Genomic DNA, 25,192 nt, shown 5'->3' with positions numbered 1-25,192 from the left:
GTGCATGCCGTTCAGAAATGTGTGATGGATGGCAGATGTTGTAGAGCAGGGTGGCCAGGAGTTTGTGCCATGAAACATGGATGGTTTCGACGTTGGTGAGGTATGCGGGTGTGTCGCCGGGAGTGTCTGGCGGCCCCGCGACTTGGTTGGCAGCCGTTGGCTGCAGGGGAGCCGGAGTGGGTGTGCTGCCAGTCAGTGCGTCGCTCCGATTCCGGCGTGCGCGACGCAGCGCCGGACGACCAGGGGACCAATGCTCGGGACTGCTTTTTCGTACGTCAAAGTGAAGCCCGTATGAATCAGGCGTTTATCGCGAAAATGTCCATTGCCGCAGTGGCGGCGTTGATGGTGGCCGGTTGCGCCACCAAGTCCGCTCCCGATTTCGGAGGCCGCTGGAAGCCGGTGAACCGCTTTGCTGCGGCAACCACCGAGATCCCGCTGTACTCCAGCTACGTCTACCAGGCCTCGCCGATGGATGGCACGCTCAAAGCCATGCTCGAGCGCTGGGCCAAGGATTCCGGACGCACGCTGGATTACCGCCTGAGCTCGGACTTCACCCTGTACGGCGCGGTTTCCAACATCGACACCACCAACGCTCAGCAGGCCGTGATCGATCTGACGGCGGCCTATGCAGCGCAGGGCATCTCCGTCTCCATCGTTGGCAACCAGATCGTTGTGCAGAGCGCTGGTTCGACGCCGACCGCGTCGGCACAGGGCGCTGATTCCAACAGCGGCACCTGAGTCCACCTCGAAATCATCGAACGTGCCGCTCCCCGCGCCTGTCGCAGGGGTGCCACGCCCATTGATGTTTCAGCAGTACGGAAGAATCCATGTTCCGCAAGAAGGATCCCGGCAATAGTCCCAAGGTCGAGCAGTCGGTCGCCAAGGCGGTCAGCTACGAGATCACCGTGGCCGACATGGCGCGTCGCAGTGAGCGCCGTGCCTGGTGGGTCGCCACCGGCTCATTGCTGATGTCGCTGGCACTGGCGGGCGGCTACTACTACATGCTGCCGCTGAAGGAGAAGGTGCCGTTCCTGGTGATGGCCGATGCCTACACGGGTACCGCTACGGTGGCGCGCCTGAGGGGCACGTTCCAGGGCGAGACGATCACCACCAATGAAGCGGTCAACCGCAGCAATGTCGCCCAGTACGTGCTGGCGCGCGAGTCGTACGACTCCGCGGTGATGGGGTTGCGCGACTGGGAGCTGGTGTTCGTTATGTCCAGTGATGCCGTGGCCGCAAGCATGAAGCAGCGCTATGCCAGCAACAATCCGCAGAATCCGTTCGTGATGTACGGCCGGGGCAAGGCGATCAGGGTCAAGATCCTCAGCATCACCCCGCTGGGCGTGCAGGCGAACGGCAGCTTCCGTGGCGCGTCCGTGCGCATCCAGCGCAGCCTGCTCGACAAGCGCAGCGGTGTGTCGACCTATCTGGACAACCAGCTGGTCACCATGCGCTTCCAGTACAACCAGAATCTGGCGCTCTCCGAACAGGACCGCGTGCTCAACCCATTGGCGTTCCAGGTCACGGAGTACCGTGTCGACAACGACTATGCGCGCGGCGTGCCCGTGCCGGATGACGGTGCCATGCAGCAGCAGGCCCAGGATGCCGCGCAACAGGCACAGCTCGCCGCGCAGCAGGCGCAGGGCATGTACGTTCCGAACAATCCGGCCGCTGCCACCATGATCGATCCCGCCACCGGTCAGCCTGTCGCAGTGCCGGCCAATGGGCAGATGCAGCCGATGCAGGGTGCGCCCATGCAGGGGCAGCCGGTCCAGGGGCAGCCGATGCCGGGGCAGGGCGCGCCGGGACAGCCGGCAATGATGCCGGCACCGAACCATTCCACCGGAAATGCTGATGGAGCAAGCAACCGATGAGTAGTCGAAAAATCAGGGGAAGCGCGTGGGCGCTGCTGTCGTTGCTGTCGCTGGTGTTTTCCAGCGCGGCGATGGCACAGGCAGTTGACCACTACGAGTATGAGAAGGACCGCATCTACCCGGTTCGCACCGGCCTGGGCCTCACCACCCAGATCGAGCTGAGCCCGAACGAGAAGATCCTCGACTACAGCACCGGCTTCAGCAGCGGCTGGGAACTCACCCGTCGCGAGAACGTGTTCTATCTCAAGCCGAAGAACGTCGACGTCGACACCAACATGATGGTGCGTACCGAGACCCATTCGTACATTTTCGAGCTGAAAGTCGTTGCCACCGACTGGCGCCAGCTTGAGCAGGCCCGTCGCGCCGGCGTGCAGTACAAGATCGCCTTCGTCTATCCGAATGACACTGTGTTCGGGCCTGCCCAGGCAGCGGTCGAGGAAGAGGCGCAGCCGCTGCTGAGCACCGAGTTGGCCAAGGACCGCCAATACAACTTCAACTACTCCTATTCGACCAGCAAGGCGAAGAAGATGGGGTGGCTGATCCCGGTCAACGCCTACGACGATGGCCGTTTCACCTATCTGAAACTGCCCAACTCGCCCGAATACAAGACCGGCATCTTCCCGGCCGTGTTCGGTCGCGAGAAGGAGTACGGCGAGGATTTCGTGGTCAACACCACGGTTGAGGGCAATACGCTGATCGTGCACGGGACGTACCCGTACCTGGTCATCCGCCACGGCGACTTCGTCGTCGGCCTGCGAAGGAACGTGAAGAAATGAGCCAGCAGAACACTCCCGAAAACGATCCGAATCCGTCTCCGTACGGGCAGGGCCCTGCGGCTCAGGAGCCACCGACGAACCCGTATTATGGGCATGCGCAGGCCGAGGCAACCCCGGACCTGGATGCCAGTGCCCCGCAGCTTCGCTCTGCGGAAGAGCAGCGCTTGAACCGCAAGGCGCTGTTGTTCCTCGGCGGCATCCTGGTGTTGTTGCTGGCCATGGGCTTCCTGCTGCTGAGCAAGGGCAAGGAAGACGCTGAAGAAGTCAAGGCGCCGCCGCAGGTTGCACGTTCGAGCACCCCCGACCTGCCGATCATTGCACCCTCCGCGATTCGCGAGGCCGCCCGGGAAGCCGCCGAACCCATTCCGATGCTGCCGCCACCGCCGCAGGAAACGATGGGCCCGACGTTCATTCCTCGTGCCGAACCCGAGCGCGAGGTCGAGCGTGGCCCGAGTCTGCTGGATCGCCGCATTGCCGGTAGTGGTGGCGCAGGCGTGGGCACGGGCGATGCTGGCGGCCAGGCCGCAGCAGGGGACAACGACGATCCCTACATGCAGGCCACGTTGGCTGCGCTGCAGGCGCAGAACGGCAATGCTCCGCCGGCCAAGGTGCGCCGCGGGCCTGACGTGGAGGATGTGTCCAATGCTTCCTACATCCGCAGTCCCGATGCACTGCTGGTGCGTGGCACTTATCTGCGTTGTGTTCTCGAGACCCGCATCATCACCGATCTTGCAGGTTATACGTCGTGCCTGTTGACCGAACCGGTGTACTCGATCAACGGCCGCAGCCTGCTGCTGCCCAAGGGGTCCAAGATCTACGGTGCGTACGGTGGTGGTCCCAAGGGCAAGCGCGTGGAAGTGATCTGGGATCGCATCACCACGCCCAATGGCATCGACGTGGCCATGTCCAGCCCGGGCGTGGATCAGCTGGGTGGTGCCGGTCATCCTGGCCAGTACAGCGCGCACTGGGGCAGTCGCATTGCATCGGCGCTGATGATCAGCCTGATCGCCGACGCCTTCAAGTACGCCGCAGCCGAGCATGGCCCGGAGTCGACGACGGTTTCCAGTAATGGTTTTGCCGTTCGTTCGCCCTATGAAAGCGCCACCGCGCGCACGATGGAGCGTCTCGCCAACGAAGCCCTGACCAGTTCGAATCGCCCGCCGACTGTCACCATCAACCAGGGCACCGTCGTGAACGTCTACGTCGCAAAGGACGTCGACTTCACCAACGTGCTCAACCCGCGCCGGTAACCCGAAGAACAACCATGGACGCCGAAGTGTCACCCCTCGCCCTCGTTTCCAGCGATTTCCTGCGCTATCAGTACGAAGTGCTGGGCATCGCCGAGTACATGACATCCCCGGAAGTGACGGAAATCTGCATCAACCGTCCCGGTGAGCTGTACCTGGAAACCCGGGCCGGGTGGCAGCGGGTGGAGGTGCCGGGCCTGACGTTCGAGCGGGCACGGCAGTTCTGCACCGCCGTGGTGAACGAAAGCAACACCGGCCAGCGCATCACCGATGCCGATCCGGTGGTGTCGCTCACGTTCCCCACCGGCCAGCGTGCGCAGTTCGTGATTCCACCTGCCTGTGATGCCGGCAAGGTTTCGATCACGATCCGCCTGCCGTCCAAGCACACCAAGTCGCTCACCCAGTACCACGAGGATGGTTTCTTCAACCAGATCCTGGAACAGGATGGCAGTCTGAGCGAGCAGGACCGCGAGCTGCTGGAACTGCGCCAGCAGCGCGAGTACGCAGAGTTCTTCCGTCGTGCGGTGATGTACCGCAAGAACATCGTGGTCTCCGGTGCGACCGGTAGCGGCAAGACCACCTTCATGAAAGCGCTGGTCAATCATATCCCGGACAACGAGCGCCTGGTCACGATCGAGGACGCACGCGAGCTGTTTCTGACCCAACCCAATGTGGTGCACCTGCTGTACTCCAAGGGAGGGCAGAGCACCAGCAATGTCAGCGCAAAGAGTTGCATGGAAGCCTGCCTGCGCATGAAGCCAGAACGCATCATCCTGGCCGAGCTGCGCGGTGACGAGGCGTTCTACTTCATCCGCAACTGCGCATCGGGCCACCCGGGCTCGATCACCAGTTGCCATGCCGGTAGCCCGGAGCAGACCTGGGATCAGCTGGCGCTGATGGTGAAGGCCTCGGCCGAGGGTTCGGGCCTGGAGTTCAACGTGATCAAGCGACTGTTGATGATGACCATCGACATCGTCGTGCATATCAAGGCACATGCCGGCTCGCGCTACATCACCGGCATCGACTTCAATCCTGGGCGTGCCCAGGGGCAGGAGGGCTGACCAATGCTGCCAGGACTGGAAATGATGGCGTGCCCGGAAATGGCCGTCTCGATGGACGTGATGCAGCACGTCATTAACGTGGAATCGTCGCGCAACCCCTATGCCATCGGCGTGGTCGGCGGCGCCCTGGTGCGCCAGCCCAAGGCCCTCGACGAGGCGCTGGCCACCGTTCGCATGCTGGAGGAGAAGGGCTACAACTTCTCCATTGGCCTGGCCCAGGTCAACCGTTACAACCTGGGCAAGTACGGGCTGGATTCCTACGAGAAGGCCTTCCAGCAGTGCCCGAACCTGCAGGCGGGTTCGCGCATCCTCGCCGATTGCTACAAGCGCTCCGGTGGTGACTGGGGCAAGTCGTTCAGCTGCTACTACTCGGGCAACTTCGAGACCGGCTTCCGTCACGGGTACGTGCAGAAGATCTACGACTCGATCCGCCGCGGTCAGCAGGTCGCAAGCAACGCCGTCGCGCCGATTGACGTGGTCAGCCGCGGCGAGCGTCGGGTGGTCAGGGTCGAACATCATCCGCAGACGGCCTCGCCGGCCCAGGCGCGCATCGTCGCCCAGGCCAGTGCGCCGGTGTACGTACCGTCCAATGACCCGGCACGGGCCTACACCGTCTACCCATCGACCGGTGCGATGGCCCGCGGCAGCCTGCTGAACATCGCCGACCAGGCGGTATCGCGCGTGGTGCTGGGTTCGGTCGATCGAATGATGCAGCCACAGGCGCAGGGCGGAAACGACATGCCGCAGCAGGCTCCGCAGCCGTATCAGCAGCCTGGTGCGGCGCAGGGTGGGGCAGCCATGCCGCAACAGCTGCCCGGGATGGCTGCTGGCGCGAACGCGCCGGTGATGCTGCGCCCCTGGAATGAGCGTAACGCGCCGGCAGCGGACACCCAGAATTTCTACAACGCACCGGCGCCCCGTGCGCCGGTGCAGCAGATTCCCGCAGGGGATGCGGCCTTCGTGTTCTGACGAAGTCGTGGTGCGACCGGTCCCCCGGCTGGTCGATTCAGTTGTGTTAGTCCATCAACAAGGAAATCAATCCATGAAGCGATTCAATCTCGACCTCGTCCAGGCCCAGCGCACGCTGAAGACCATGCTGATGGCCGTCGCATTCGCAGGTGCCGTGTTCGCTCCCCAGGCCCTGGCAGGCGGTACCGACTTCGGCGGCACCGATGGCAAGGTCTGCGGCTTCTTCTCCAACATCAACGGTCTGCTGAACATGGCCTCGATCGCCGTGGTCACGATCGCCGTGATCTTCGCCGGTTACCAGATCGCATTTGCCCACAAGCGCATCGGTGACGTGGCCCCGATCCTCATCGGCGGTGTGCTGATCGGCGCGGCAGGCCAGATCGCGCGCATGCTGCTCGGCAAGGAGGCTGGCAGCTGCGACAAGGTCGGTGGTGGCGACGGCGCTGGCATGGCGTTTGAAATGATCAAGCACGCCGTCCAGTACTACAGTGCATAAGAACGTCCTGTTCCGGGGCTGCACGCGCCCAGCGATGTTCCTGGGCGTTCCCTACCTGCCATTTTTCATGGTGGCGGGTGGGTTGTTGCTGCTGAGCATGTACACGAACTTCTGGTTTCTGCTGACCATCCCGGTGGCCATTTTCATCATGCGGCAGATGGCCAAGCGTGACGAGATGATCTTCCGCCTGCTGGGCCTGCGCCTGATGTTCAAGCTCAAGGTGCGCAACGTGCAGGAGCATGATGGCATGTGGGTGTTCAACCCGAATCACTACCGCAACAAGCCAGCCCCCAGGGATTGAGGGCTGGATCCGGCCAGGCGGGCGTTGAACGCCCGCCTGGCCAACTCCGCATCTTTGTCGGCAGTACCTTTTGGAAGCAGTCGTATGTTCAACCCAGATACCTCCATCAGCGAATTCATCCCCTTGTCGTCGCACGTGGCTCCGAATGTGGTGAAGACCACGGGCGGCGACTACCTGTTGACGTGGCACCTGGAAGGGCTGCCGTTCGTGGGGCGCGAAGAATGGGAGCTTGAGCATCGGCACAACACCTTCAACCGGTTGCTGCAGACGCTGCGCGCGCCGGATTTCGTCAACGTTGCCTTCTGGGTGCATGACATCCGGCGCCGTCGCACCCTGAAGGGAAAGAGCTACTACAAGCAGCGCTTCAACCAGGATGTGTCCGACCAGTACATGGGCATGCTGTCCTCCCAGCGCATCATGCAGAACGAGCTGTACCTGACGATGATCTATCGCCCGGTGGTGGCGGGAAAGCGCTTCGTGGAGAAGTCCGCGAACGTGGACAAGCTGCGCGCCGAGCAGGAGCAGGCCGTCGAGAAGCTGATGGAGCTCGCCGGCAACGTCGAGGCTGTGATCCGCGACTACGCGCCTTACCGGCTCGGTATGTACGAAGCCAAGAACGGTGTGGTGTTTTCCGAGACGCTTGAGCTGTTCGGCTACCTGATCAACCGCATCGATGAGCCGGTACCGGTGCTGTCGGCGCCTGTGAAAGACTATCTTCCGGTCAGCCGTCATATGTTCTCGGCCAAGACCGGCGATTTCGTGATCAATACGCCCAATGGCGTCAATCATTTCGGCGCGATCCTGAATATCAAGGAATATGCCGAGGGGACCTATCCGGGCATTCTCAATGGTCTGAAGTATCTGGACTATGAGTACGTCATCACCCATTCGTTCAGCCCGATGGGGCGCCAGGACGCATTGAAGGTGCTGGACCGGACCAAGGGCATGATGATCTCCTCGGGCGACAAGGCGGTCAGTCAGATCGTCGAACTCGACCAGGCGATGGATCATCTGTCGTCAGGCAACTTCGTGCTGGGCGAATACCACTTCATCATCGCGGTGTATGGCGACAGCCAGGCGAAGCTGTCGCAGAACGTGGCCTCGACCCGTGCCGAGCTGTCCAACGCCGGTTTCGTGTCGACCAAGGAGGATCTGGCAGTCACCTCGTCGTTCTATTCGCAGCTGCCGGCCAACTGGCGCTTCCGCACGCGGCTGGCCAACGTCAGCTCGCTGAATTTCCTCGGCCTGTCGCCGCTGCACAACTTCGCCACCGGCAAGCAGCACAACAACCCGTGGGGCGACTGCGTGACCACGCTGCAGACCACCAACGGCCAGCCGTACTACTTCAATTTCCATGCCACCCATCCATCCGAGAATTCGCTGGGTGAGAAGGCGATCGCCAACACCATGGTGATCGGCAAGTCCGGTACCGGCAAGACCGCGCTTATCAACTTCCTGCTCAGCCAGGTTCAGAAGTATGAGCCGTCACCGACCATCTTCTTCTTCGACAAGGACCGTGGTGCGGAGATCTTCGTGCGTGCCTGCGGTGGCAATTATCTGGCCCTGGAGAACGGTGCGCCGACCGGCTTCAACCCGTTCCAGTGCGAGAACAACGAAGCGAACGTGCAGTTCCTGGCCGAACTGATCAAGGTGCTGGCCGGCAAGCGCGAGTACAGCGCCCGCGAGGAAGAGGACATCTACCGTGCGGTGGAGAGCATGCTCGATACGCCGATGCATCTGCGCAGCATGACCAACTTCCAGAAGAGCCTGCCCAACATGGGCGACGACGGCCTCTATGCGCGCATGCGCCGTTGGACTTCGGGCAATTCGCTGGGTTGGGTCTTCGACAATCCGATCGATACGGTGGATCTGAGCAAGGCCAACATCATCGGCTTCGACTACACCGACATCATCGACAATCCCGAAGTGCGCGTGCCGGTCATCAATTACCTGCTGCACCGCCTGGAATCGCTGATCGACGGTCGACCGCTGATCTATGTGATGGACGAATTCTGGAAGATCCTGGACGGCGAGGGTGGCCTGAAGGAGTTCGCGAAGAACAAGCAGAAGACCATCCGTAAGCAGAACGGCCTGGGCATCTTCGCCACGCAGAGCCCGGAAGACGCGCTGAAGAGTGATATCTCCGCTGCCCTGATCGAGCAGACCGCCACGCTCATCCTGCTGCCGAACCCGAACGCCAGCAAGAGCGACTACATGGATGGCCTGAAGTTGACCGAGGCGGAGTTCAAGGTGGTCACGGCACTGGACGAGCGCTCGCGCTGCTTCCTGGTCAAGCAGGGCCATGCTTCCAGTGTCTGCCAGCTCAACCTGCGTGGCATGGACGACATCCTGTCGGTGATCTCGGCCTCGACCGACAACATCGACATCATGCATCGGGTGCTGCAGACGGCTGCAGTCCGCAATCGGATCACCGTGGACGAACTCACGCCGGAACAGTGGCTGGAGGACTTCTACAAGAACCGAAAGGGCTCTGGTAAAGCCAAGGCCTCTGCCGAAACCGATGCGGCTTGAAAGCCCTGGATCAGACAGCGCCGAATGAAATCCATTCCCCTGGAGAAGAACATGAGCATGACATCCCGAAATCACAAGCGCCACCGCGGTCTGCGTCAGAAGCGCCTGGCAGCCATCCTGCTGGGGAGCATGGTCATGTTCTCCACCACGTCGGTTTCGGCCGGTGGTTACCCTGTCTTCGACCTCAGTAATCTCATGCAGGCACTGAAGGACTTTGCCCAAGGGAAGGCGCAAATGAAGGCTGACGGGCTGGAGTACGCGGCTCAGGTAACTCGGTGGAGAAGGACGTTCCAGGAGTACCAAAATGCGCTTGTCCAGATCCAGGGCATGATCAACAACTTCGGCTTGCCGCCAGGCGCCACATTGGAGCGGGTTCCAGACGACTATATGGTCGCCGACCTCTGCCGTACGTCGGCGGGCTTCAGCGCTGGCAGCCTGCTGAAGAAGTTTGTGCTGGATACCTCCGGTGATCTCTACGCGCAGCAGCAGCAGCTGTGCGTCAACATCCAGATGATGGAAAACCGGAAGCGCAACGAGACGGTGGATTTCATCGAGAAGACCATTCCCAGCATCAACGCGTCGTTGTCTGAGATCATGGGCTGGCGAGGCGGCGCCGATGGCAATCTTGCGGGAACTCTTTCGGCCGTGAACAGTGACTCCCTGCGTACGGCAAACGATATTTCCAAGCTGCAGCAGGAGTGGGAGGCGCGCATGCGGTCCTACGACGCCTATCAGGAGTCAATGATGGCCAATCAGCGCGTGCTGGCGCGCGTGGCATTGAAGGGCAAGCCGGGCGTCATCTCGCAGCTGGTCAAGACGGCCGCATTGGAACGCGCTTTGCACGTCGACTGACGCCGCTTGGGGCAGGTGCATAGGCACCCGCTCCACGAGGTTGTCCGGTAGGGATACATCAAGGGATTGCGGAAATGATCAGGTCGATTGCCAATTTTGATTTCAATGGCGGATTCCAGGATTTGATGGGGCACGTTGCACGTGTCCAGTCGATCGGGGATTTCGTGTTCTTCAAGTTCATCTTCGACTTCCTGCGAAGCAAGATAAACAAGTTCGGCATCGACATGATGGGGGAAATGATGCAGTGGGTCGGCGGCATCGCCCTCACGCTCATGACCCTGTGGGTGCTGGTGCAGGGCTTCCGCATCGTGACCGGCCGCAGCCGGGACTCAATGATGGTGCTGGTGACCAATATGGCGCGTGCGGCGTTGATCGTCAGCGCGGCCACCACGATGGGCGCTTTCGGCACCAACCTTCAGAGCTTCCTCACCCACGACGTCAAGGCAGAAATCACGAAGGTCGTGACAGGCTCGAACGAGTCACCCGAAGCTCAGATCGACAAGAGCCTGGCATGGATGCAGGTGGCGCTTTCCAGTATCGACGCCATCCAGATCATGAATGACGGGGAGCTGCTGGAGGACAAGAAGCGGGCACTGTTCTTCATCGGCATGGGCACCGCAGGTCCAGCCATCACCGCTGGTGCGATGCTGATGCTGTATGAAATCGCCATGGCGCTGTTCATCGGCTTTGGCCCCCTGTTCATCCTCTGCCTGTTGTTCGACCAGACCAAGCAGTTGTTCCAACGTTGGCTGTTCTACGGCATTGGCACGATGTTCTCCATGGCCGTACTTGCAGCGATGGTTTCCATCGCACTGGACATGGTGGTACGTGTGGCGGCCACTTTCTGGACCACAGCGCTGGTGCAGGAATTCATCCTCAAGGAAAGCATGTCCGACGGCATGACCAGCCAGGCAATGCAGCAGGGAGGCATGGGCCTGATCCTCACCGCGTTGATCCTGACTACACCCCCAATGGCAGCGATGTTCTTCCAGGGCACCCTGGGCACCTTCATGGCATATTCGCAGATAGGCGGTGGTGCCAGTGCCTCGCCGAGTGCCGATGGTCGTCCGCCGGGCATGTCGGCTCCGCCGCCGGCGCCGTCGGGAGATCGTGGTTCGGTGGGGGCGCCTGTCGCAGCAACCTCCCCTGTTGTCAATAACGCGATTGCTCCGACTCAAAGCCCAGGTATGCGAGGAAATGCAACAGGTCAATGAGTTGTGAGACTGAGGCGCCGTGAATTTTCAGAGATTCAAGACAATGGCCGATTTCAAACCTTTACGCGGTAATCCGGCGTTCGTGACTCTGACGCTGCTGTTTGCTGCACTCCTCGTTGCCAATAACGCCAATGCGGAGGGCCGATGCCCGGCCGGCCAGTACCCCATCGGCGATCAAGGGGTGGGGGGGTGTGCCCCCATCCCTGGAGCGGGGGGGGGCGCCCGTGGGGCGGAACCCGCTGGCCAGTGGCATAAGACGTGGGGTGCCATTGCTTCCTCGCCCAGCACGAACGAAGCAGGCGTGGCGACAGGGAGGGCTACGAAAGAGGATGCGGAGCGTGTCGCTCTCGAGGGATGCGGCATGCGCGCTGCTCGCGACTGCCGAGTACTCATCGCGTACCGGAACCAGTGTGCGGCTTGGGTCGTTCCTCAGAGCCAAGGCAATGGGGCGCGTGGTGGCGTTGCGAGCGGTAAAGACTTGAAGGAAGCCATTGCGCAGGCACAAAAGATCTGCGTGGATCCGGCTGGAACGCAATGCAAAGTCGCCTACTCAGCGTGTTCTGAGCCGGTCTATGAGGCGTTCTAGCTAAAGGATCCTGACAGCCAGTGCTTGGAGCGTGTTGATTGCTCAGGGCAACGGCTTGGGCAAGCTTCGACATGCCGACGTGAAGGCGATATTGGTGCGACGGCGTCTATGTGATCGACAGTAACTTGCTGTGCCCCGGCTCTACTTCAACTGGGTGATTTACTTCAGTCGAGCCTGCGTTGATGCACAGTCTGACGCGATTGACCTTGAGCGTTCAGCGTGGCTGCGCCACCATCGGGCTTGCAGCGCACTCCGGTTGGAATCGCCGAGTTCTCCAATGATCTTGTACCCGGCCAGCCCGGGCCTGTGTTTGCTCTGCGAAGCCTTCCCAACCCGGGAGGCAAGTTTGGGCAACGATCATCTGCTCAGGCCGTCCCGCCTCTCACAATGGGCAGCAAAGGAATGAGTCTCCCCATGAAACGAATCCACCTCGCTTTTCTCCCGTGTCTGCTGATTGCAGGCCTGCCGCCGTTCACCGCGCTTGCCGAAGGCAACTGCCCGCAGGGCATGTATCCCATCGGTGGCCAGGGTGTACAGGGCTGTGCGCCCATTCCGGTAAGCAGCTCAGGATCCCCGTACAACAATCGCCCCAACTGGGCGCAGACCGTGCGCGGCGTGGCGATGGATGCCCGCGGCGATACCTTCATCAGCAACTCGATGCGCTCACGGGGCAAGGCCAAGCGTGCATCCATGAAGGAGTGCAGGGAGTTCGGGAAAGGCGAATGTACGTTGGCGACCCTGTTCCAGGCGCAATGCGTGGCGGTCGCCCACGCGGGCCTGGGCACTGAAACCACCAGCGTCGCCACCGCCATGTCCGAACAGGGGGCGGTCATTGTCGCGATGCAGCAATGCAACGCGAAGGCGGCATGGAAGCAGCTGCCGCAGGGACAATGCGGGATCGCCAGAACGGCCTGCACGGCGGATCTGTTCATCAGGTAAGGCGCCATTCACGCTAAGTCCCGTTTTTTGTGATGAATTCCGCTTTTCGATTTCCTCGCACTTCGACGCGGCAGAAGGCCTCGCGGTAAGCTCCCCACGCGTCATGAAAATGACGCACCAGTGCCGCCGAATGCAGGGGTTCTTCCGTCCAGTGAGGACGCTGTCAGCCCCTGCATCGGGTAACGCTCGCCATCATCGCGGTCTTGCCGTACGCAAGGCTATGATCCCTGTCCGCGCAGGCGCGGATAAGCCGGAACGCGTTCCGGCTGGGCAGGGAGGCGGGTATCGGCATGACCACATTGAAGGAGTGGGAGGGGATGGAAGACAGGGTTGGCGCACACATGGACGATGCCCTGGCATTTGTTCCGTCCGGTGCGAACCTGCTGGAAGCCGTAAGGGGCGAACTCAACGGCGATGGCATCGAGTATCAGCTGCTGGTCATCGACCAGCCGACGCCGGAAGGGCTGGTGCCCGGCCAGCACGGGCCAAACCGGGTGCTGCTGTTGCTGCGCGGTGATGGGCGCGGGCGCTGGCAGCTGGCCGCGCGCAACGACAAGCTGGTGCCGTGTTCCACCCGAGGTGGCCTGGCCGGCGACCCTTTTGCGTATGCAATGGTCGAGAAGGGCACCTTCAGCGTGATCACCAACGGCGGTAGCCGCGAGCGCTGGAGCAGCACCTACCGGTTCCGCTATGCGCCCGCGGACAAGGCCTGCTGGGTTGACGGGGTGAGACGCAAGGTCGTGGATATCGAGACCGAAGCGACCAACATCCGGGATTACTCGGCGGCGGAGCTGGGCAGGGTGCGGTTCGAGGACTTCGACCCGTCCAGCGTCGCCGAGGTGTCGCTTCCATGAGCCAAGCTCCAACCGGCGGAAGGGAATCCGCGCTGATGAAGATTCAGGAGTTGCACTGTGTCGACCGATAGAGAGTCGCAGCTGTTGCGGCAGGCGACCAAAGCCGGCATCGACTCCCCGCTTGAACTGGCCAATTTCATGGCCCAGGCAGGGCACGAGTCGCGTGGCTTGAGCCGGCTCAACGAGAGTTTCAACTTCACCCGGGGAATCTCGCAGATCCCGGTGGAGGCTGCGTGGCGCAATGGCAACGCTGCGCTGGAGAGCGCCCGCCAGGAAGCGCTGCGTGGTCGCCCGGGAAACCTGGCTGAGCTGATGTACGGCGGGCGCATGGGCAACGACGCGCCTGGTGACGCGCTGAAGTACCACGGCCGCGGCTATCTGCCACTGGTCGGCAAGGAGAATTACGAGCGTGCCGGCAAGGCGCTGGATCTGGACCTGGTGAATCACCCGGAGCTGGCCGCGCAGCCCGAGTACGCAGGCCGTATTGCCGTATGGCAGTGGCAGACACGGGTGCCGGAGGGGGCGCGCCATGATGTGCGCGAAGCAACTTATGCGCTCAACGGCGCGCTCAATGGCATCGAGGCGCGCCGGCAACGATTTGAGGTCTGGCAGCAGAAGTTGACGCCGGACGTGATGGCGCGACTGGATCGCGGCGAAGTCGGTGCGCCGGCGCAGACCGTTGCACGCGACATGTCGCATGCCGGTGAGCCCGGCAACGCATTGTTCGAGGATGCGCGCCAGCACCTGCGGCAGATGGGGCCGCAAAGTGGACTGCGCAGTGCACAGGAGCTCGACAATACCGCTGGCGCATTGGCGCTGGGGGCGCAGAAGGCCGGCCTGTCGCGCATCGATCATCTGCTGGCGGGCAACGACGGCCGTACGCTGTTTGCAGTGCAGGGCGCGCTGGGTGATCCGGCCATGCTGCGTGCGTCTGTTGACCGGGAGCAGGCCTCCCAGCAGCCACTGGCGCAGAGCAGCCAGCAGTTGGCGGCCAGCGTTGCGCAGCAGGATCCGACGGCCGCGCTCGCCCGCGAGCAGGAGCAGCGTTCTCGATCCCTGTAGCACTTGGTGCCGGCGGGCAGGGTGCCCGCCGTTGTTTTGCGTAAGACGCATGGCGCCCTGTGGCGCCGACATGGAAACCCACCCGTAAGGACACCACATGCGAATCGTTCCCTTGAATGCCCTGCAGGCCGCTGCCCGCTGCAATGCATCCGCGCGCCGCCTGCCGCCGCTCTGGCTGCTGTCACTTGGACTTGCCGCAGCCTCGGCACAGGCTCAGGAGACAGCGCCGCCCGTCGCGGAAACGCCCGCCGCGGTACAGGCGATCGCTGATGCGCCCGCAGGAACGGCACCGCCTGCTACCGCCGAGCCAACCGTTCCGGCGGTAGCACCCGCACCGCCCGCATTGGCCATCGTGCCATTGTCGCCCGAGCGGGCGACCGAGCGGGCGCTCGGTGCGCGCTGCCCGGTGGATCTGGCCGGGCGACTGGCGACCCAGGGCGACCTGCTGACCGGCGCCTGCCAGGGCACCATGCCGGCGCATCTGGCCGCTCTGCTGGTCGCGCTGCCCGAGCAGGACATCCACCTGCCGCGCAACTGGCGCGAGCGAGAGGTACAGCAGAAGGCCTGGTTCAAGGCGGTGCCTGGGTACGGCCAGCGCCCGGACTTCATCGTGCGGATGGGCGACGTCTGGGTGCGCTCGCTGGAAGGGCGCGATGCCGACAGCACGTTCTACCTGGTGTCCGCGCCGTTCACCTGCAGCGACCAGGTCGCCAACCGCGATGAGTTCAGCGCGGAGCCGGTACGTGTGCCAGCGGGCAACTGCCGCGAGGCGTATGTGGGCCAGCGTGTCTACCAGGTGCGTGGCGATGCGCCACCGAGGGATGTTACCGCCGAGGCGATGCCGGCCATGCCACAGGTGACCGAGGCGGATCGCGCACGCCAGCTGGCGCGTGGGGGCAGGATCACGCTGGATCACAGCAAGCTGCAGTTCGGGCCGGCCATGCGTTGGTTCGTGCAGTATCCGGAGACGGTGCCGAAGGGTGGGGCGCGTGCGTTCAGTGACTGGAACCGCGAGCATCTCGCCTTCGTGGTCTGGACCGGCGATCGCTTCGAGTTGCGCGACAAGGTCCCGCGCAGCCAGTGGCCGTGTGATCCGGTCGCGCCGGGCGATCGCGCCTGCGGCGGCTTCCCGGATTCCGGGCCGGATCTGTTCGTGACCGCCAGTGCATCTGCGCCGGTCGCGGCCACCAGCCCCTGAGTCACGGTGCTGAGGCGGGAGCCGGAATGACCGGCTCCCGCGCTGTCCATCAGGCCTGCAGGCTGCGGGTCTGATGCTGCTGCTGTTCCAGCTGTTGGTCGCGCTCCAGCGCAAGGCGCTGGCCTGCAGCCTGCTGGTCGATGCGCTGGCTGCTCTGTTCCAGCGGCGTGTTCATCGCCACTGCCGTATCCACCGACACGCGAAGGTGGGCGGGGTCACCGCCCTGGCCCTGCACGGCGAAGCTGCGCGAGGCATCGGCGTTCATCACCACTTCGTCGATGCGCTTGCCGCCTGCAGCGTGCATCTCCGCCGCCAGGCTGCCCGCCAGCTGCGTACTCATCACGTCCGGCACGCGGCCAACGCGCACGTCATGTGCGTGCACGCCGCGAATCGCGTCGTTGAACAGCGGGTTGCCCAGATGGTTGGCATCGTCCATGCGCAACATGCTGGTGTGATGGCCATTCTTCTCCGCTTCGCGGCGTGCCGGTTCACCGGGCTGCAGCGGGCCGCGGATGTGGTCGTACAGATCGATGGCGCCGCCCGGGATGCCGCGTGCAGCGCGGGTGACGCCGCGACGCAGTGACTCGACGTCGTCGCGATACTCCTCGATCATCTTGGCGTTGTCTTTCGCCAGCTTCTGCGTTTCGGGGTGCTTCAGCACCGAGCCTTCGTTGAGGAAGTTGCCCAGTTTGTGCGCGCCGAACGAGCTGGTCGCCGCAATGATCGGCCGGTCCGGAATCAGATCACGCAGGGCGTGATTGCTGAAGCCGTTTGCCGCGAGCGTCTTGATCTCGTCGGGCTTGGCATAGATGCGTACCTGGCCGAAATGCGGTGACGCGGCGCTGACCGGATCGGAGGCCATGACGTGGTTGATCATGGTGTTGCCGCCTTCCGGAATGCGGTAGCTGAGGCTGACCGCGCCGTAGGCATTGAATGTCTCGCCCTTGACGTTGAAGTGGTGCGAGGTGATCTGGGCAAGAGCGCCGCCGAGGGAATGACCGGTGACGGTGACCTGGGGCGCGGGCACACCGTTCAAGCGGGATTGAAGCGCAGCGCCTTCGAGTGTCCTCTGTGTCAAAGCAATCGCGTCAGGCGCCTGCACGTTGGTGCGCGCAACCACCATGCCGCCGTCGGTCAGAATCGCATCGCGAGCGATCTGCTCGGTGCCACGATGCGCAATGACGATCTCTTTGGTGTCTACGCGCTGATAGACGGTGCCCTGATAGCCGTTGAGACGATTGTTGACATGCTCAAGTATCTTGTACTCATGGCCGTTTAACGTGACTTTTTCTTCTTGGCCGGGTTCACGTCGGCCGACGGCCCGATCCTTGTAGGCGTCATTGGATAACGCGGCGTAGTCCTGAGAGGTGATGGTCACGGCGCGACCTCACTTGCGGAGAGGGTGATCGTAAACAGCTTGTCCTGCAGATCAGCGGCGTAGTTGCTGCGATCGGGCTCGCCACTGGCTGGGAAGTTGGGAACGCGATCTGCCTTCGGATAGACCAGATCCGGATAGTAGAGCGTATGGGCGCCACCTTCGGTCAGCGGCTTGGCGTCGACGAAGGTGAGGAAGCGGGTCTCTTCTTCGGCACCCGTCGCCTTCAGCATTGCCCCGGCACCGGTGAACTCCCACTTGCAGACGCCACGACCGTAGTAGTCCTCATCCAGCATGCGGTCCACATATAGCGTGCCGCGGTACTCGCCCTCAGCGACCTTGCGCAGCTCCACCGGTTCCTGGCTGGTGATACGTGCAGCTGTGCCGGTGGCCGGCTCGATGTGGCCGCACTGATCCTCGTTGGTGACGTCGTACTGCGCTACGCCCTTGACCAGTGCGAAGTCGCCGGGTGCATCCTTCAGGCGCAATACCAGTTCATAGGCCTTGCGCGGGTTGGGGTTGAGCTTGGCGAGGCCGCGCCCACCCTGGGCGACATCGGCTTCGGCAGCGGCACGTTCCTGGTTCATGGCGGTCTCCGGGTTGCAGGCGGTCAGTAGAAGCAGAGCAAGGCACGGGATCATCTTGTGGCGCAATGTCGGCCTCCTGGTGTGTAGGGGGAAATGTGGCACTGGCAGCTCACGGCGAGAGCTGCCGCACAGTGGTTGTGGTTGAGAACAGCGCGTCGCGCAGCTCTTCGCTGTACCCCGACGGATCTTCCTTGCCACTGGCGCCAAAGTTGGCGACAGTGTCGGCGCGCGGATAGATAAGGTTTGGGTAATAAAGCGTAAGAGGTGAGTCGCTCTCCATGCGCTCCTTGTCGACGAACGTAAGGAATCGCGTATCCGCCTCGCCGGTCGTAGCGCGCAACATCGCACCGACACCCGTCAACGTCCAATGGCAGACGCCACGCCCGTAGTAATCCTCGTCCTGCATGCGGTCGAGGTAGAACATGCCGCGGTATTCGTTCTCGTCGACCTTGTGTAGTTCCACCAACTCCTGGCTGGTGATGCGGCTGGCGGTACCGGTCGCCCTCAGGACCCGGCCGCAGTCCCTGTGGTTGCTGACGTCGTACTGGGCAACGCCCTCGACCACCGCGAAGGGACCGGGGGCATCCTTCAGGGTCAGTACCAGCTCGTAGCCCTGCTGCGGTGACGGGTTGAGCTTGGCCAGGCCGCGTCCACCTGCGGCGACGTCACGCTCTGCGTCCGCGTAAGGCGAGCAGGCCGTCAGCGCCAGCAAGAGGCCCATCGGTACCAGATGGCGTCCATCGCGTGTCGGCGTGGCTACATCCATGGCGGCATCCTGCATCGTGCGTCCGTGTCCATATATCCTTCCCTGGTGACAGGTCTATCGATTATGGAGTGTTCTGGAAACCTGGCGCCAGCTGCGGCAAGGCGTGGGTGACGGAATTTTGACGCATTCAGCGTTCGGGAGCGTCACCGAATCGATTGCGGCACAGGCGATTCGGGGTTGGCCAGGCTATTGCGCTTCGCGTTCGACATTTCGCCGCCAATTTGTGACAACGGTCGCCAATTCACGCGACTCTCACGCAAGCGAGCATTACGCCATGAACTACACCATCCGTGCCGAAGCCATTGATGATCACGCCACCCTCCATGCGCTCACCGAGGCCGCATTCCGGAACGCTGCGCACAGCAGCCATACCGAGCAGTTCATCGTCGACGCCCTTCGCGCGCGCGGGGAGCTGAGCGTTTCTCTGGTGGCCGAGATGGACGGGAAGGTGATCGGCCATGTGGCGGTGTCGCCGGTGACGATCAGCGATGGCAGCACGGGCTGGTTTGGCCTGGGGCCGATCTCGGTATTGCCCGCCTGGCAGCGGCAGGGCATCGGTGCGGCCCTGATGCATGCCGCACTTGAAGCACTGCGTCAGCAGGGCGCACATGGCTGTGTATTGCTGGGCGAGCCCGCCTATTACGGTCGCTTCGGCTTCTGTGCCGAGCCGGGCCTGGTGCTGCCGGGTGTGCCGCCGGAGTACTTCCAGGCACTTTGCCTGCAGCCCCCGTTGGCACAGGGCGAGGTGCAGTACTCACCGGCCTTCGAGGCGACGGCCTGATCCGGGCCTGGCACGTTTCTGCTCAGGGCGCGCGCCAGACGGTCGGTTCGGGTTGCGGCTTCGGAATGCGGTAACCGCCGATGTGTTCAAGCAGTTCATTGGTACGGCGCTGCTCGACCAGTACTTCACGCAGCAGGTTGCGCACGGCGAAGATGGCGAACGGCACCAGGATCCAGACCAGGCTGATGCCCAGCGCAAACAGGGTCAACAGGGCTTTTGCACCATCCATGCGGCATTCCTTGGTCGAAAGCAACCACGCTAGCACGTGGCTGCTGCCGACGGATGTCAGCCGTTGTGCCGAAGGTGGATCAGCGGATACGGACGGCCTTGCGAATCCAGCGGTGAACGTCCGGTTTCGACGAAGCCCATGCGCAGGTAGAAGCCGACGGCCTGTGCGTTCTGTTCGTTGACGTCGGTACTCAGCTGCGGATGCTGGGCCAGTGCGTGCTGCAGCAGTTGCCGGCCGATGCCGGTGCCACGTACGTCCGGATCGATGAACAGCGCTTCCATGTGCGTGCCATCGATCAGCATGAAGCCCAGCGGCCGATCCTGCGCATCGACAGCAACGGTCATCGGCGCCTGCGGCAGGAAACCGGCGACTTCGGCATCGATGGCCTGGCGGTCTTCGGCACTGAGGAAGTCGTGGGTGGCGTCGACGGCGCGGCGCCAGAGGTCGACAAGAGCGGCGCCGTCGTCGGCGCGGGAGGGGCGGAGGGTGGTCATGGGTTCGCCAAGGTGCTTGCAAAGAGTGCGTAGTATGGCGCGTCCCGATCCAGCGCGCAGATGTGGATTCATCCGGCGTTGCGATGGCGGATGAAGGGGCTGTAGGCAGTGGCCTCCGCGCGCAGCGCAATGCCGTCCTCGAAATCGCTGCTGTCGTTGAAGGGCACTGTGGGCCACTGCGGCCATTGCGCCAGGCGTTCGCGGTAGTGGTGGGTTGCTGCAGCGAGTGCCTCGTCGTGGGCCTGCACACGCTCCGGTGCCAGCCCGGAACGCACGCCGTGCACCACGTGCGGTTCCATCACGTCGAAGCCGACGTAGCGCAGGCTGTACATCAAGGGCCACAGCAGCAACCGGGTATCTCCCTCGCGGCCGTCGACTGCGCAGGCCCGTGCCGATGAGCCGGTGGTGACGCTCAGCAACGCACGCTTGCCGCGCATCGCTCCGTGCTCGTGACGCAGGCGGCTGTTGTACATCGGCCCGTACACCAGTACGCGATCCAGCCAGCCCTTCAGGATGGCCGGTGCCGCGAACCACCACAGCGGGAACTGCAGGATCAGCAGGTCTGCGGCCCGCAGCAGTTGCAGGTGACGTTGCACATCGACGGGCAGCTGGCCCTGCTCGGCGCTGTGCCGCTGTTCGCGTTGGGCGTCGAAGTGGCCGGGATGCAGGCGATGCGGATGGTGTTCAGCCGCTTCCAGCGGATCGAAGCCCTCCGCATACAGGTCGACCACGTCCACCTGCAGCGCGTCATGCCGCAGTTGCTCGGCGGCCTGAGCGGCCAGATGTGCATTGAAGGAGCGGGGCTCGGGATGGGCAAGCAGGATCAGGGCGCGCATGGGGCGAGGTGTTCGACGAGTGTGCGACCATCCTCGCGGTGCCGGCATGCGCCGGCAATTACGCACCTTGAGGTAACCATGGCCTTTCCCGGGGATGTCTATGCCGCCGACTGTTCGGCACGCGATGCGCTTGCGCTGATTTCAGGCAAGTGGGTGATGCTGCTGCTGCCGGCATTGGCGCAGGGCCCGCTTCGCAACGGCGCGTTGCTGCGGAAGATCGAAGGCATCTCGCAGAAGGTGCTGACCCAGACCCTGCGCCAGCTGGAGCGCAATGGGCTGGTCGAGCGGTGTGACCGGGGCAGCAAACCACTGCATGTGGAGTACCGCCTGACCGAGGTCGCGCGCGGCCTGGTCGAGACGCTGTCCGCCCTGGATCGCTGGGCCGAGCACAACTTCCCGGCGCTCGATGCGGCCCGCGAGCGCTTCGACGCGCGCTAGCGGCGCCTGCACGGTCCCGGGCGTACAATGCGCCCCCGGCGGCCATCCTGGCCCAGTTGAAAAGCGAGAACCGCCATGACCGATGTCCTGGGTGTACCGGTGCACGACGCCGATGAACACTGGATGCGCCATGCACTGGCCCTGGCCGAGCGCGCGCAGCGTGAGTTCGACGAGATTCCGGTCGGGGCGGTGCTGGTGGGCGCCGACGGCCAGCTGCTGGGCGAGGGCTGGAACCTCAACATTGCCTCGCATGACCCCAGTGCGCATGCCGAGATCGTGGCCATGCGGGCCGGTGGAAAGCTGCTGGCCAACCATCGCCTGCTTGGCAGCACGCTGTACGTGACCTTGGAGCCGTGCGCGATGTGCGCGATGGCGATCGTGCATGCGCGCGTTTCGCGCCTGGTCTACGGCGCCAGCGACCCCAAGACCGGTGCGTGCGGCAGCGTGTTCGACCTGCTCGGCGATGCCCGCCACAACCACCGGGTCGAGATCCACGGCGGGGTGCTGGCCAAGGAAGCCAGTACGCGCCTGACCAATTATTTCCGCGCCAAGCGTGGCAAGCCGCCGCTGCTGCTGGAAGACCACGTCGGCGAGGGCTGAGGGGCGAACGGGTATGATGGGCGCCTCTTTCCTTCACCGGTAGGCCGCGCGCCTGCCCAGCAACGAGGCGACACAATGGCGGACACCGGCGCGGCCAACGAACGACTGATCTGGATCGACCTGGAAATGACCGGGTTGGACACCGACAACGATTCGATCATCGAGATCGCCACCGTGGTCACCGACGCCCAGCTGAACGTACTGGCCGAAGGTCCGGAATTCGCCATCCATCATCCGCTGGAAACGCTGGAGGCGATGGACGAGTGGAACCGCAACCAGCATCGTCGTTCGGGCCTGTGGCAGCGCGTGGTGGACAGCACCACCACCCTCGGCCAGGCCGAGGCGCAGACGGTGAACTTCCTGGCGCAGTGGATCCCGGCCGGTCTTTCGCCGATGTGCGGCAACTCGATCTGCCAGGATCGCCGCTTCCTGCACCGCCAGATGCCGCGCCTGGAGAAGTACTTCCATTACCGCAACCTGGACGTGTCCACGGTGAAGGAACTGGCCAAGCGCTGGGCGCCGAGCGTGGCCGCCGGCGTCGGCAAGAACAGCAACCACACCGCACTGAGCGACGTGCACGACTCGATCGCCGAGCTGCGCCATTACCGCCAGTTCATGGGCACGCTGTCGGGCTTGCCCACGGCCTGAACAACAACGCCGGGCATGGCCCGGCGCGACCGGGTGACACGCGAACTGGTAGTGCCGGCCGCTGGCCGGCAAGGCGTCGGGGTCGGATCCCTTTCCCGCGGCAAGGGCTCCGACCCCTCTGTCGTGCCTCGCGACGAACCGTTCAACTCCCCGGCGCTAAGATCGGCGCCATGAACGAGCCCATCCTGCTTCCCCGCGACATTGCCCACGACGCCCGCGACTGGTCCGACCTGCAGCGGGCGGTGGCCCTGCTGGAAGCGCCGACCCTCACCGCGCGCATGGCCAACCTGGTCGGCACGCCGCTGGAGTTCGCGGTGAAAGCGCTGCCCAAGGCGGTCTCCGGTCGCATACACGGAGCGGTGCAGGCGGCGCTGTCCAAGTCCGCACAGGCGGCGCTGTGGAGCATGGACAACACCCCAGGCAAAGGCGCCTCCACCCGTTGGCACAAACTGGCGGCTGCCACCTCCGGCGCGGTCGGCGGCGCGTTCGGCTTTGCGGCCTTGTTCATCGAGCTGCCGGTGTCGACCACCATCATGATGCGCGCGGTGGCCGACGTGGCCCGCAGCGAGGGCTTCGACCTGTCCGAGTTCAGCACCCGGCAGGCGTGCCTGGAGGTGTTCGCGCTCGGTGGCAACTCGCCGCGCGACGACGCCAGCGAGACCGGCTACTACCTGGCCCGAGGCTTCACCACCGACGTGATGCGGCATCTTTCGGCCGAACTGGCTGGGCGTGTGGTGACCGGCCGCGACCTGACCCTGGGCGTGGCACCGAAAGAAGCTGGAAAGCTGCTGGCGAAGATGGTGGAGAAGGTGGCGGCGCGCTTCGGCGTGGTGGTCACCGAGAAATTCGCCGCACAGGCGGTGCCGATCGTCGGTGCTGCCGCCGGTGCAACGCTGAATACCATGTTCACCGACTACTACCAGGACATGGCGCGCGGCCACTTCATCGTGCGCCGGCTGGAGCGCAAGTACGGGGAAGACGTGGTGCGCGCCTGCTATGACCGCGTGGCGCATGGTGCGGTAAAGATCGAGCCAAGGCTGGAGTAGAAGAGCCACGCCATGCGTGGATGAGCCCTCGTGGCGGGTGATCCTTGCCTCGAGGGAACAATTGTTTTGCCAGTGCATGCCTGTTGCCTGGCAGCCGGCATCCCCATCCTTTGCGGCACTCCCCCCGCAAGAGATTGCCGCCATGATGTTCACCTCCCACCGCCTGGGCGCGTTGACGCTGCCCAACCGCATCGTGATGCCGCCGATGACCCGCTCGCGCGCCGCCGATGGCAACGTCGCCACCGCGGAAATGGCCGCCTACTATGCGCAACGCGCCAGCGCCGGCCTGATCGTCAGCGAAGGTACCCAGATCAGCCAGCAGGGCCAGGGCTATGCCTGGACCCCGGGCATCCACAGCGTCGAGCAGGTGCAGGGCTGGCGGCAGGTGACCGATGCGGTGCACGCCGCCGGTGGCCGCATCTACGCCCAGCTGTGGCACGTCGGCCGTGTCTCGCATGTGGCCCTGCAGCCCGATGGCGCGGCGCCGGTGTCTTCCTCGGCATTGCTCGCCGAAGGCGTGAAAGTGTTCGTCGGCCCGACTGGGGCGGGTCCCGAAGCCGGTGTGGGCGAGATGATCCAGCACTCGATGCCGCGCGCGCTGCGCGAGGACGAGATTCCGGGCATCGTCGCCGATTACGCGCAGGCTGCGCGCAATGCGCTGGCCGCGGGATTTGATGGTGTGGAACTGCACGGCGCCAACGGCTACCTGATCAACCAGTTCATCGATTCGCAGGCCAACCAGCGCACCGATGCCTACGGCGGCTCACTGCAGAATCGCCTGCGCTTCCTGCGCGAGGTGGTGCAGGCGGTGGTCGAGGTTGCCGGTGGCGAGCGTGTGGGCGTGCGCCTGGCGCCGCTGACTACGCTGCAGGGGGCGGTGGACGATACGCCGCAGGCGACCTATCTGGCTGCCGCACACCTGCTCGGTGAGATGGGGGTGGGCTACCTGCACATTGCCGAGGCCGACTGGGACGATGCACCGCCGATGCCGGTGGCGTTCAAGCAGGCGCTGCGCATGGTCTACCCGGGCACGCTGATCTACGCCGGCAAGTACACCGCCGAGCGCGCCGAGCAGGCACTGGCCGAAGGCTGGGCTGACCTGATCGGCTTCGGCCGGCCGTTCATCGCCAACCCGGATCTGCCCGAGCGCCTGCGTACGGGTGCGACGCTGAATCCGCCGGATCGCGCGACGTTCTTTGGCGGTGGCGCGGTCGGCTTCACCGATTACCCGACGCTGGAAGAGAGTGTCGCGGCCTGATCCTGGGCGCTGCCGGCCAGCGGCCGGCACTACCAGTGGCGAGGGGTAGTGCCGGCCGCTGGCCGGCATTTCAGTCAGGCGGCGAGGGGTAGTGCCGGCCGCTGGCCGGCATTTCAGTCAGGCGGCGAGGGGTAGTGCCGGCCGCTGGCCGGCATTTCAGTCAGGCGGCGAGG

General features: G+C 63.8%; 28 protein-coding genes. 22 read left to right on the top strand and 6 right to left on the bottom strand.

The annotated features are described in order from the left end of the window. Nucleotides 1-291 precede the first annotated feature (291 nt). The 16 genes from AC5P68_RS04765 to AC5P68_RS04690 all read left to right on the top strand — a co-directional run bounded on the left by AC5P68_RS04765 (nt 292) and on the right by AC5P68_RS04690 (nt 15,961). Nucleotides 292-738, top strand: a complete 447-nt coding sequence (locus AC5P68_RS04765) for a hypothetical protein (protein ID WP_012480646.1) — start codon at nt 292-294, stop codon at nt 736-738. 89 nt (nt 739-827) lie between these two features. Continuing rightward, a complete protein-coding gene (locus AC5P68_RS04760) occupies nt 828-1,874 on the top strand; it encodes a VirB8 family type IV secretion system protein (protein WP_012480645.1) in 1,047 nt (348 codons plus the stop codon). Further along, nucleotides 1,871-2,650 carry a TrbG/VirB9 family P-type conjugative transfer protein gene (locus tag AC5P68_RS04755; RefSeq protein WP_033833167.1) on the top strand — a complete coding sequence of 260 codons (780 nt, stop codon included), beginning with the start codon at nt 1,871-1,873 and terminating at the stop codon, nt 2,648-2,650. The genes AC5P68_RS04760 and AC5P68_RS04755 overlap by 4 nt, the downstream gene beginning before the upstream one ends. Then, nucleotides 2,647-3,900 (top strand): TrbI/VirB10 family protein, encoded by a 1,254-nt coding sequence (locus tag AC5P68_RS04750; RefSeq protein ID WP_049402207.1) that lies wholly within the window; start codon nt 2,647-2,649, stop codon nt 3,898-3,900. The genes AC5P68_RS04755 and AC5P68_RS04750 overlap by 4 nt, the downstream gene beginning before the upstream one ends. Nucleotides 3,901-3,914: 14 nt before the next feature. Continuing rightward, on the top strand, nt 3,915-4,958 hold the full coding sequence (gene virB11 / locus AC5P68_RS04745) for a P-type DNA transfer ATPase VirB11 (protein ID WP_033833165.1): 1,044 nt from the start codon (nt 3,915-3,917) through the stop codon (nt 4,956-4,958). A gap of 3 nt (nt 4,959-4,961) precedes the next feature. Then, nucleotides 4,962-5,927 carry a lytic transglycosylase domain-containing protein gene (locus AC5P68_RS04740; protein WP_288418321.1) on the top strand — a complete coding sequence of 322 codons (966 nt, stop codon included), beginning with the start codon at nt 4,962-4,964 and terminating at the stop codon, nt 5,925-5,927. 73 nt (nt 5,928-6,000) lie between these two features. Further along, nucleotides 6,001-6,423, top strand: coding sequence for a TrbC/VirB2 family protein (locus tag AC5P68_RS04735; RefSeq protein ID WP_033833163.1), 423 nt, complete (start codon nt 6,001-6,003; stop codon nt 6,421-6,423). Further along, on the top strand, nt 6,416-6,724 hold the full coding sequence (locus AC5P68_RS04730; RefSeq protein ID WP_012480639.1) for a VirB3 family type IV secretion system protein: 309 nt from the start codon (nt 6,416-6,418) through the stop codon (nt 6,722-6,724). Before AC5P68_RS04735 ends, AC5P68_RS04730 begins: the two co-directional genes overlap by 8 nt. An 84-nt stretch (nt 6,725-6,808) precedes the next feature. Continuing rightward, nucleotides 6,809-9,256, top strand: coding sequence for a VirB4 family type IV secretion/conjugal transfer ATPase (locus AC5P68_RS04725; RefSeq protein WP_033833162.1), 2,448 nt, complete (start codon nt 6,809-6,811; stop codon nt 9,254-9,256). Between the two features lie 24 nt (nt 9,257-9,280). Next, nucleotides 9,281-10,108 carry a hypothetical protein gene (locus AC5P68_RS04720; protein WP_024958425.1) on the top strand — a complete coding sequence of 276 codons (828 nt, stop codon included), beginning with the start codon at nt 9,281-9,283 and terminating at the stop codon, nt 10,106-10,108. 74 nt (nt 10,109-10,182) lie between these two features. Beyond that, on the top strand, nt 10,183-11,322 hold the full coding sequence (locus AC5P68_RS04715) for a TrbL/VirB6 family protein (protein ID WP_049402204.1): 1,140 nt from the start codon (nt 10,183-10,185) through the stop codon (nt 11,320-11,322). Between the two features lie 43 nt (nt 11,323-11,365). After that, a complete protein-coding gene (locus AC5P68_RS04710) occupies nt 11,366-11,908 on the top strand; it encodes a DUF4189 domain-containing protein (RefSeq protein WP_080240965.1) in 543 nt (180 codons plus the stop codon). A gap of 387 nt (nt 11,909-12,295) precedes the next feature. Then, complete coding sequence (locus AC5P68_RS04705; protein ID WP_229295628.1) at nt 12,296-12,847, top strand: DUF4189 domain-containing protein; 552 nt, start codon at nt 12,296-12,298, stop codon at nt 12,845-12,847. A gap of 317 nt (nt 12,848-13,164) precedes the next feature. After that, on the top strand, nt 13,165-13,701 hold the full coding sequence (locus tag AC5P68_RS04700) for a hypothetical protein (RefSeq protein WP_005410114.1): 537 nt from the start codon (nt 13,165-13,167) through the stop codon (nt 13,699-13,701). A gap of 57 nt (nt 13,702-13,758) precedes the next feature. After that, nucleotides 13,759-14,763 (top strand): XVIPCD domain-containing protein, encoded by a 1,005-nt coding sequence (locus AC5P68_RS04695; protein WP_231522405.1) that lies wholly within the window; start codon nt 13,759-13,761, stop codon nt 14,761-14,763. Nucleotides 14,764-14,860: 97 nt separating this feature from the next. Next, nucleotides 14,861-15,961 carry a hypothetical protein gene (locus AC5P68_RS04690; protein ID WP_033833158.1) on the top strand — a complete coding sequence of 367 codons (1,101 nt, stop codon included), beginning with the start codon at nt 14,861-14,863 and terminating at the stop codon, nt 15,959-15,961. 49 nt (nt 15,962-16,010) lie between these two features. Here the strand turns inward: AC5P68_RS04690 and AC5P68_RS04685 are convergent, their stop codons facing one another. The 3 genes from AC5P68_RS04685 to AC5P68_RS04675 are packed head-to-tail and all read right to left on the bottom strand — an operon-like array spanning nt 16,011 to nt 18,689. Then, on the bottom strand, nt 16,011-17,339 hold the full coding sequence (locus AC5P68_RS04685) for an XVIPCD domain-containing protein (RefSeq protein ID WP_005410111.1): 1,329 nt from the start codon (nt 17,337-17,339) through the stop codon (nt 16,011-16,013). Continuing rightward, nucleotides 17,336-17,989, bottom strand: coding sequence for a hypothetical protein (locus AC5P68_RS04680; protein ID WP_033833157.1), 654 nt, complete (start codon nt 17,987-17,989; stop codon nt 17,336-17,338). Before AC5P68_RS04680 ends, AC5P68_RS04685 begins: the two co-directional genes overlap by 4 nt. 43 nt (nt 17,990-18,032) lie before the next feature. Continuing rightward, nucleotides 18,033-18,689, bottom strand: coding sequence for a hypothetical protein (locus tag AC5P68_RS04675; RefSeq protein ID WP_033833188.1), 657 nt, complete (start codon nt 18,687-18,689; stop codon nt 18,033-18,035). A gap of 274 nt (nt 18,690-18,963) precedes the next feature. Here AC5P68_RS04675 and AC5P68_RS04670 point away from each other — a divergent pair, with 274 nt between their 5' ends. Next, nucleotides 18,964-19,470 carry a GNAT family N-acetyltransferase gene (locus AC5P68_RS04670; protein ID WP_033833156.1) on the top strand — a complete coding sequence of 169 codons (507 nt, stop codon included), beginning with the start codon at nt 18,964-18,966 and terminating at the stop codon, nt 19,468-19,470. Between the two features lie 22 nt (nt 19,471-19,492). Here the strand turns inward: AC5P68_RS04670 and AC5P68_RS04665 are convergent, their stop codons facing one another. From AC5P68_RS04665 to AC5P68_RS04655, 3 genes are all read right to left on the bottom strand, one after another. Beyond that, entirely contained in the window at nt 19,493-19,699 is a 207-nt protein-coding gene (locus AC5P68_RS04665) for a hypothetical protein (RefSeq protein ID WP_005410107.1), read from the bottom strand. A gap of 56 nt (nt 19,700-19,755) precedes the next feature. Further along, on the bottom strand, nt 19,756-20,193 hold the full coding sequence (locus AC5P68_RS04660; protein ID WP_005410106.1) for an acetyltransferase: 438 nt from the start codon (nt 20,191-20,193) through the stop codon (nt 19,756-19,758). Nucleotides 20,194-20,261: 68 nt separating this feature from the next. Continuing rightward, nucleotides 20,262-21,029 (bottom strand): NAD(P)H-dependent oxidoreductase, encoded by a 768-nt coding sequence (locus AC5P68_RS04655; RefSeq protein ID WP_033833155.1) that lies wholly within the window; start codon nt 21,027-21,029, stop codon nt 20,262-20,264. Between the two features lie 78 nt (nt 21,030-21,107). On the opposite strand from AC5P68_RS04655, the gene AC5P68_RS04650 reads away from it, so the two are divergent. From AC5P68_RS04650 to AC5P68_RS04630, 5 genes are all read left to right on the top strand, one after another. After that, nucleotides 21,108-21,467 carry a winged helix-turn-helix transcriptional regulator gene (locus AC5P68_RS04650; RefSeq protein ID WP_005410104.1) on the top strand — a complete coding sequence of 120 codons (360 nt, stop codon included), beginning with the start codon at nt 21,108-21,110 and terminating at the stop codon, nt 21,465-21,467. Between the two features lie 75 nt (nt 21,468-21,542). Continuing rightward, complete coding sequence (tadA, locus tag AC5P68_RS04645; RefSeq protein ID WP_005410103.1) at nt 21,543-22,067, top strand: tRNA adenosine(34) deaminase TadA; 525 nt, start codon at nt 21,543-21,545, stop codon at nt 22,065-22,067. A 75-nt stretch (nt 22,068-22,142) separates the two neighbouring features. Beyond that, nucleotides 22,143-22,715 carry an oligoribonuclease gene (gene orn / locus AC5P68_RS04640; protein WP_033833154.1) on the top strand — a complete coding sequence of 191 codons (573 nt, stop codon included), beginning with the start codon at nt 22,143-22,145 and terminating at the stop codon, nt 22,713-22,715. A gap of 170 nt (nt 22,716-22,885) precedes the next feature. Next, entirely contained in the window at nt 22,886-23,761 is an 876-nt protein-coding gene (locus tag AC5P68_RS04635) for an EcsC family protein (RefSeq protein WP_033833153.1), read from the top strand. 142 nt (nt 23,762-23,903) lie between these two features. Beyond that, nucleotides 23,904-25,019 (top strand): alkene reductase, encoded by a 1,116-nt coding sequence (locus AC5P68_RS04630; protein ID WP_111172470.1) that lies wholly within the window; start codon nt 23,904-23,906, stop codon nt 25,017-25,019. Nucleotides 25,020-25,192 lie beyond the last annotated feature (173 nt).

This window comes from Stenotrophomonas sp. YJH_SMC_58 (genome assembly GCF_059369635.1).
The sequence above is the reverse complement of the archived record's forward strand: the minus strand, read 5'-3'. Positions and strand labels throughout refer to the sequence as shown.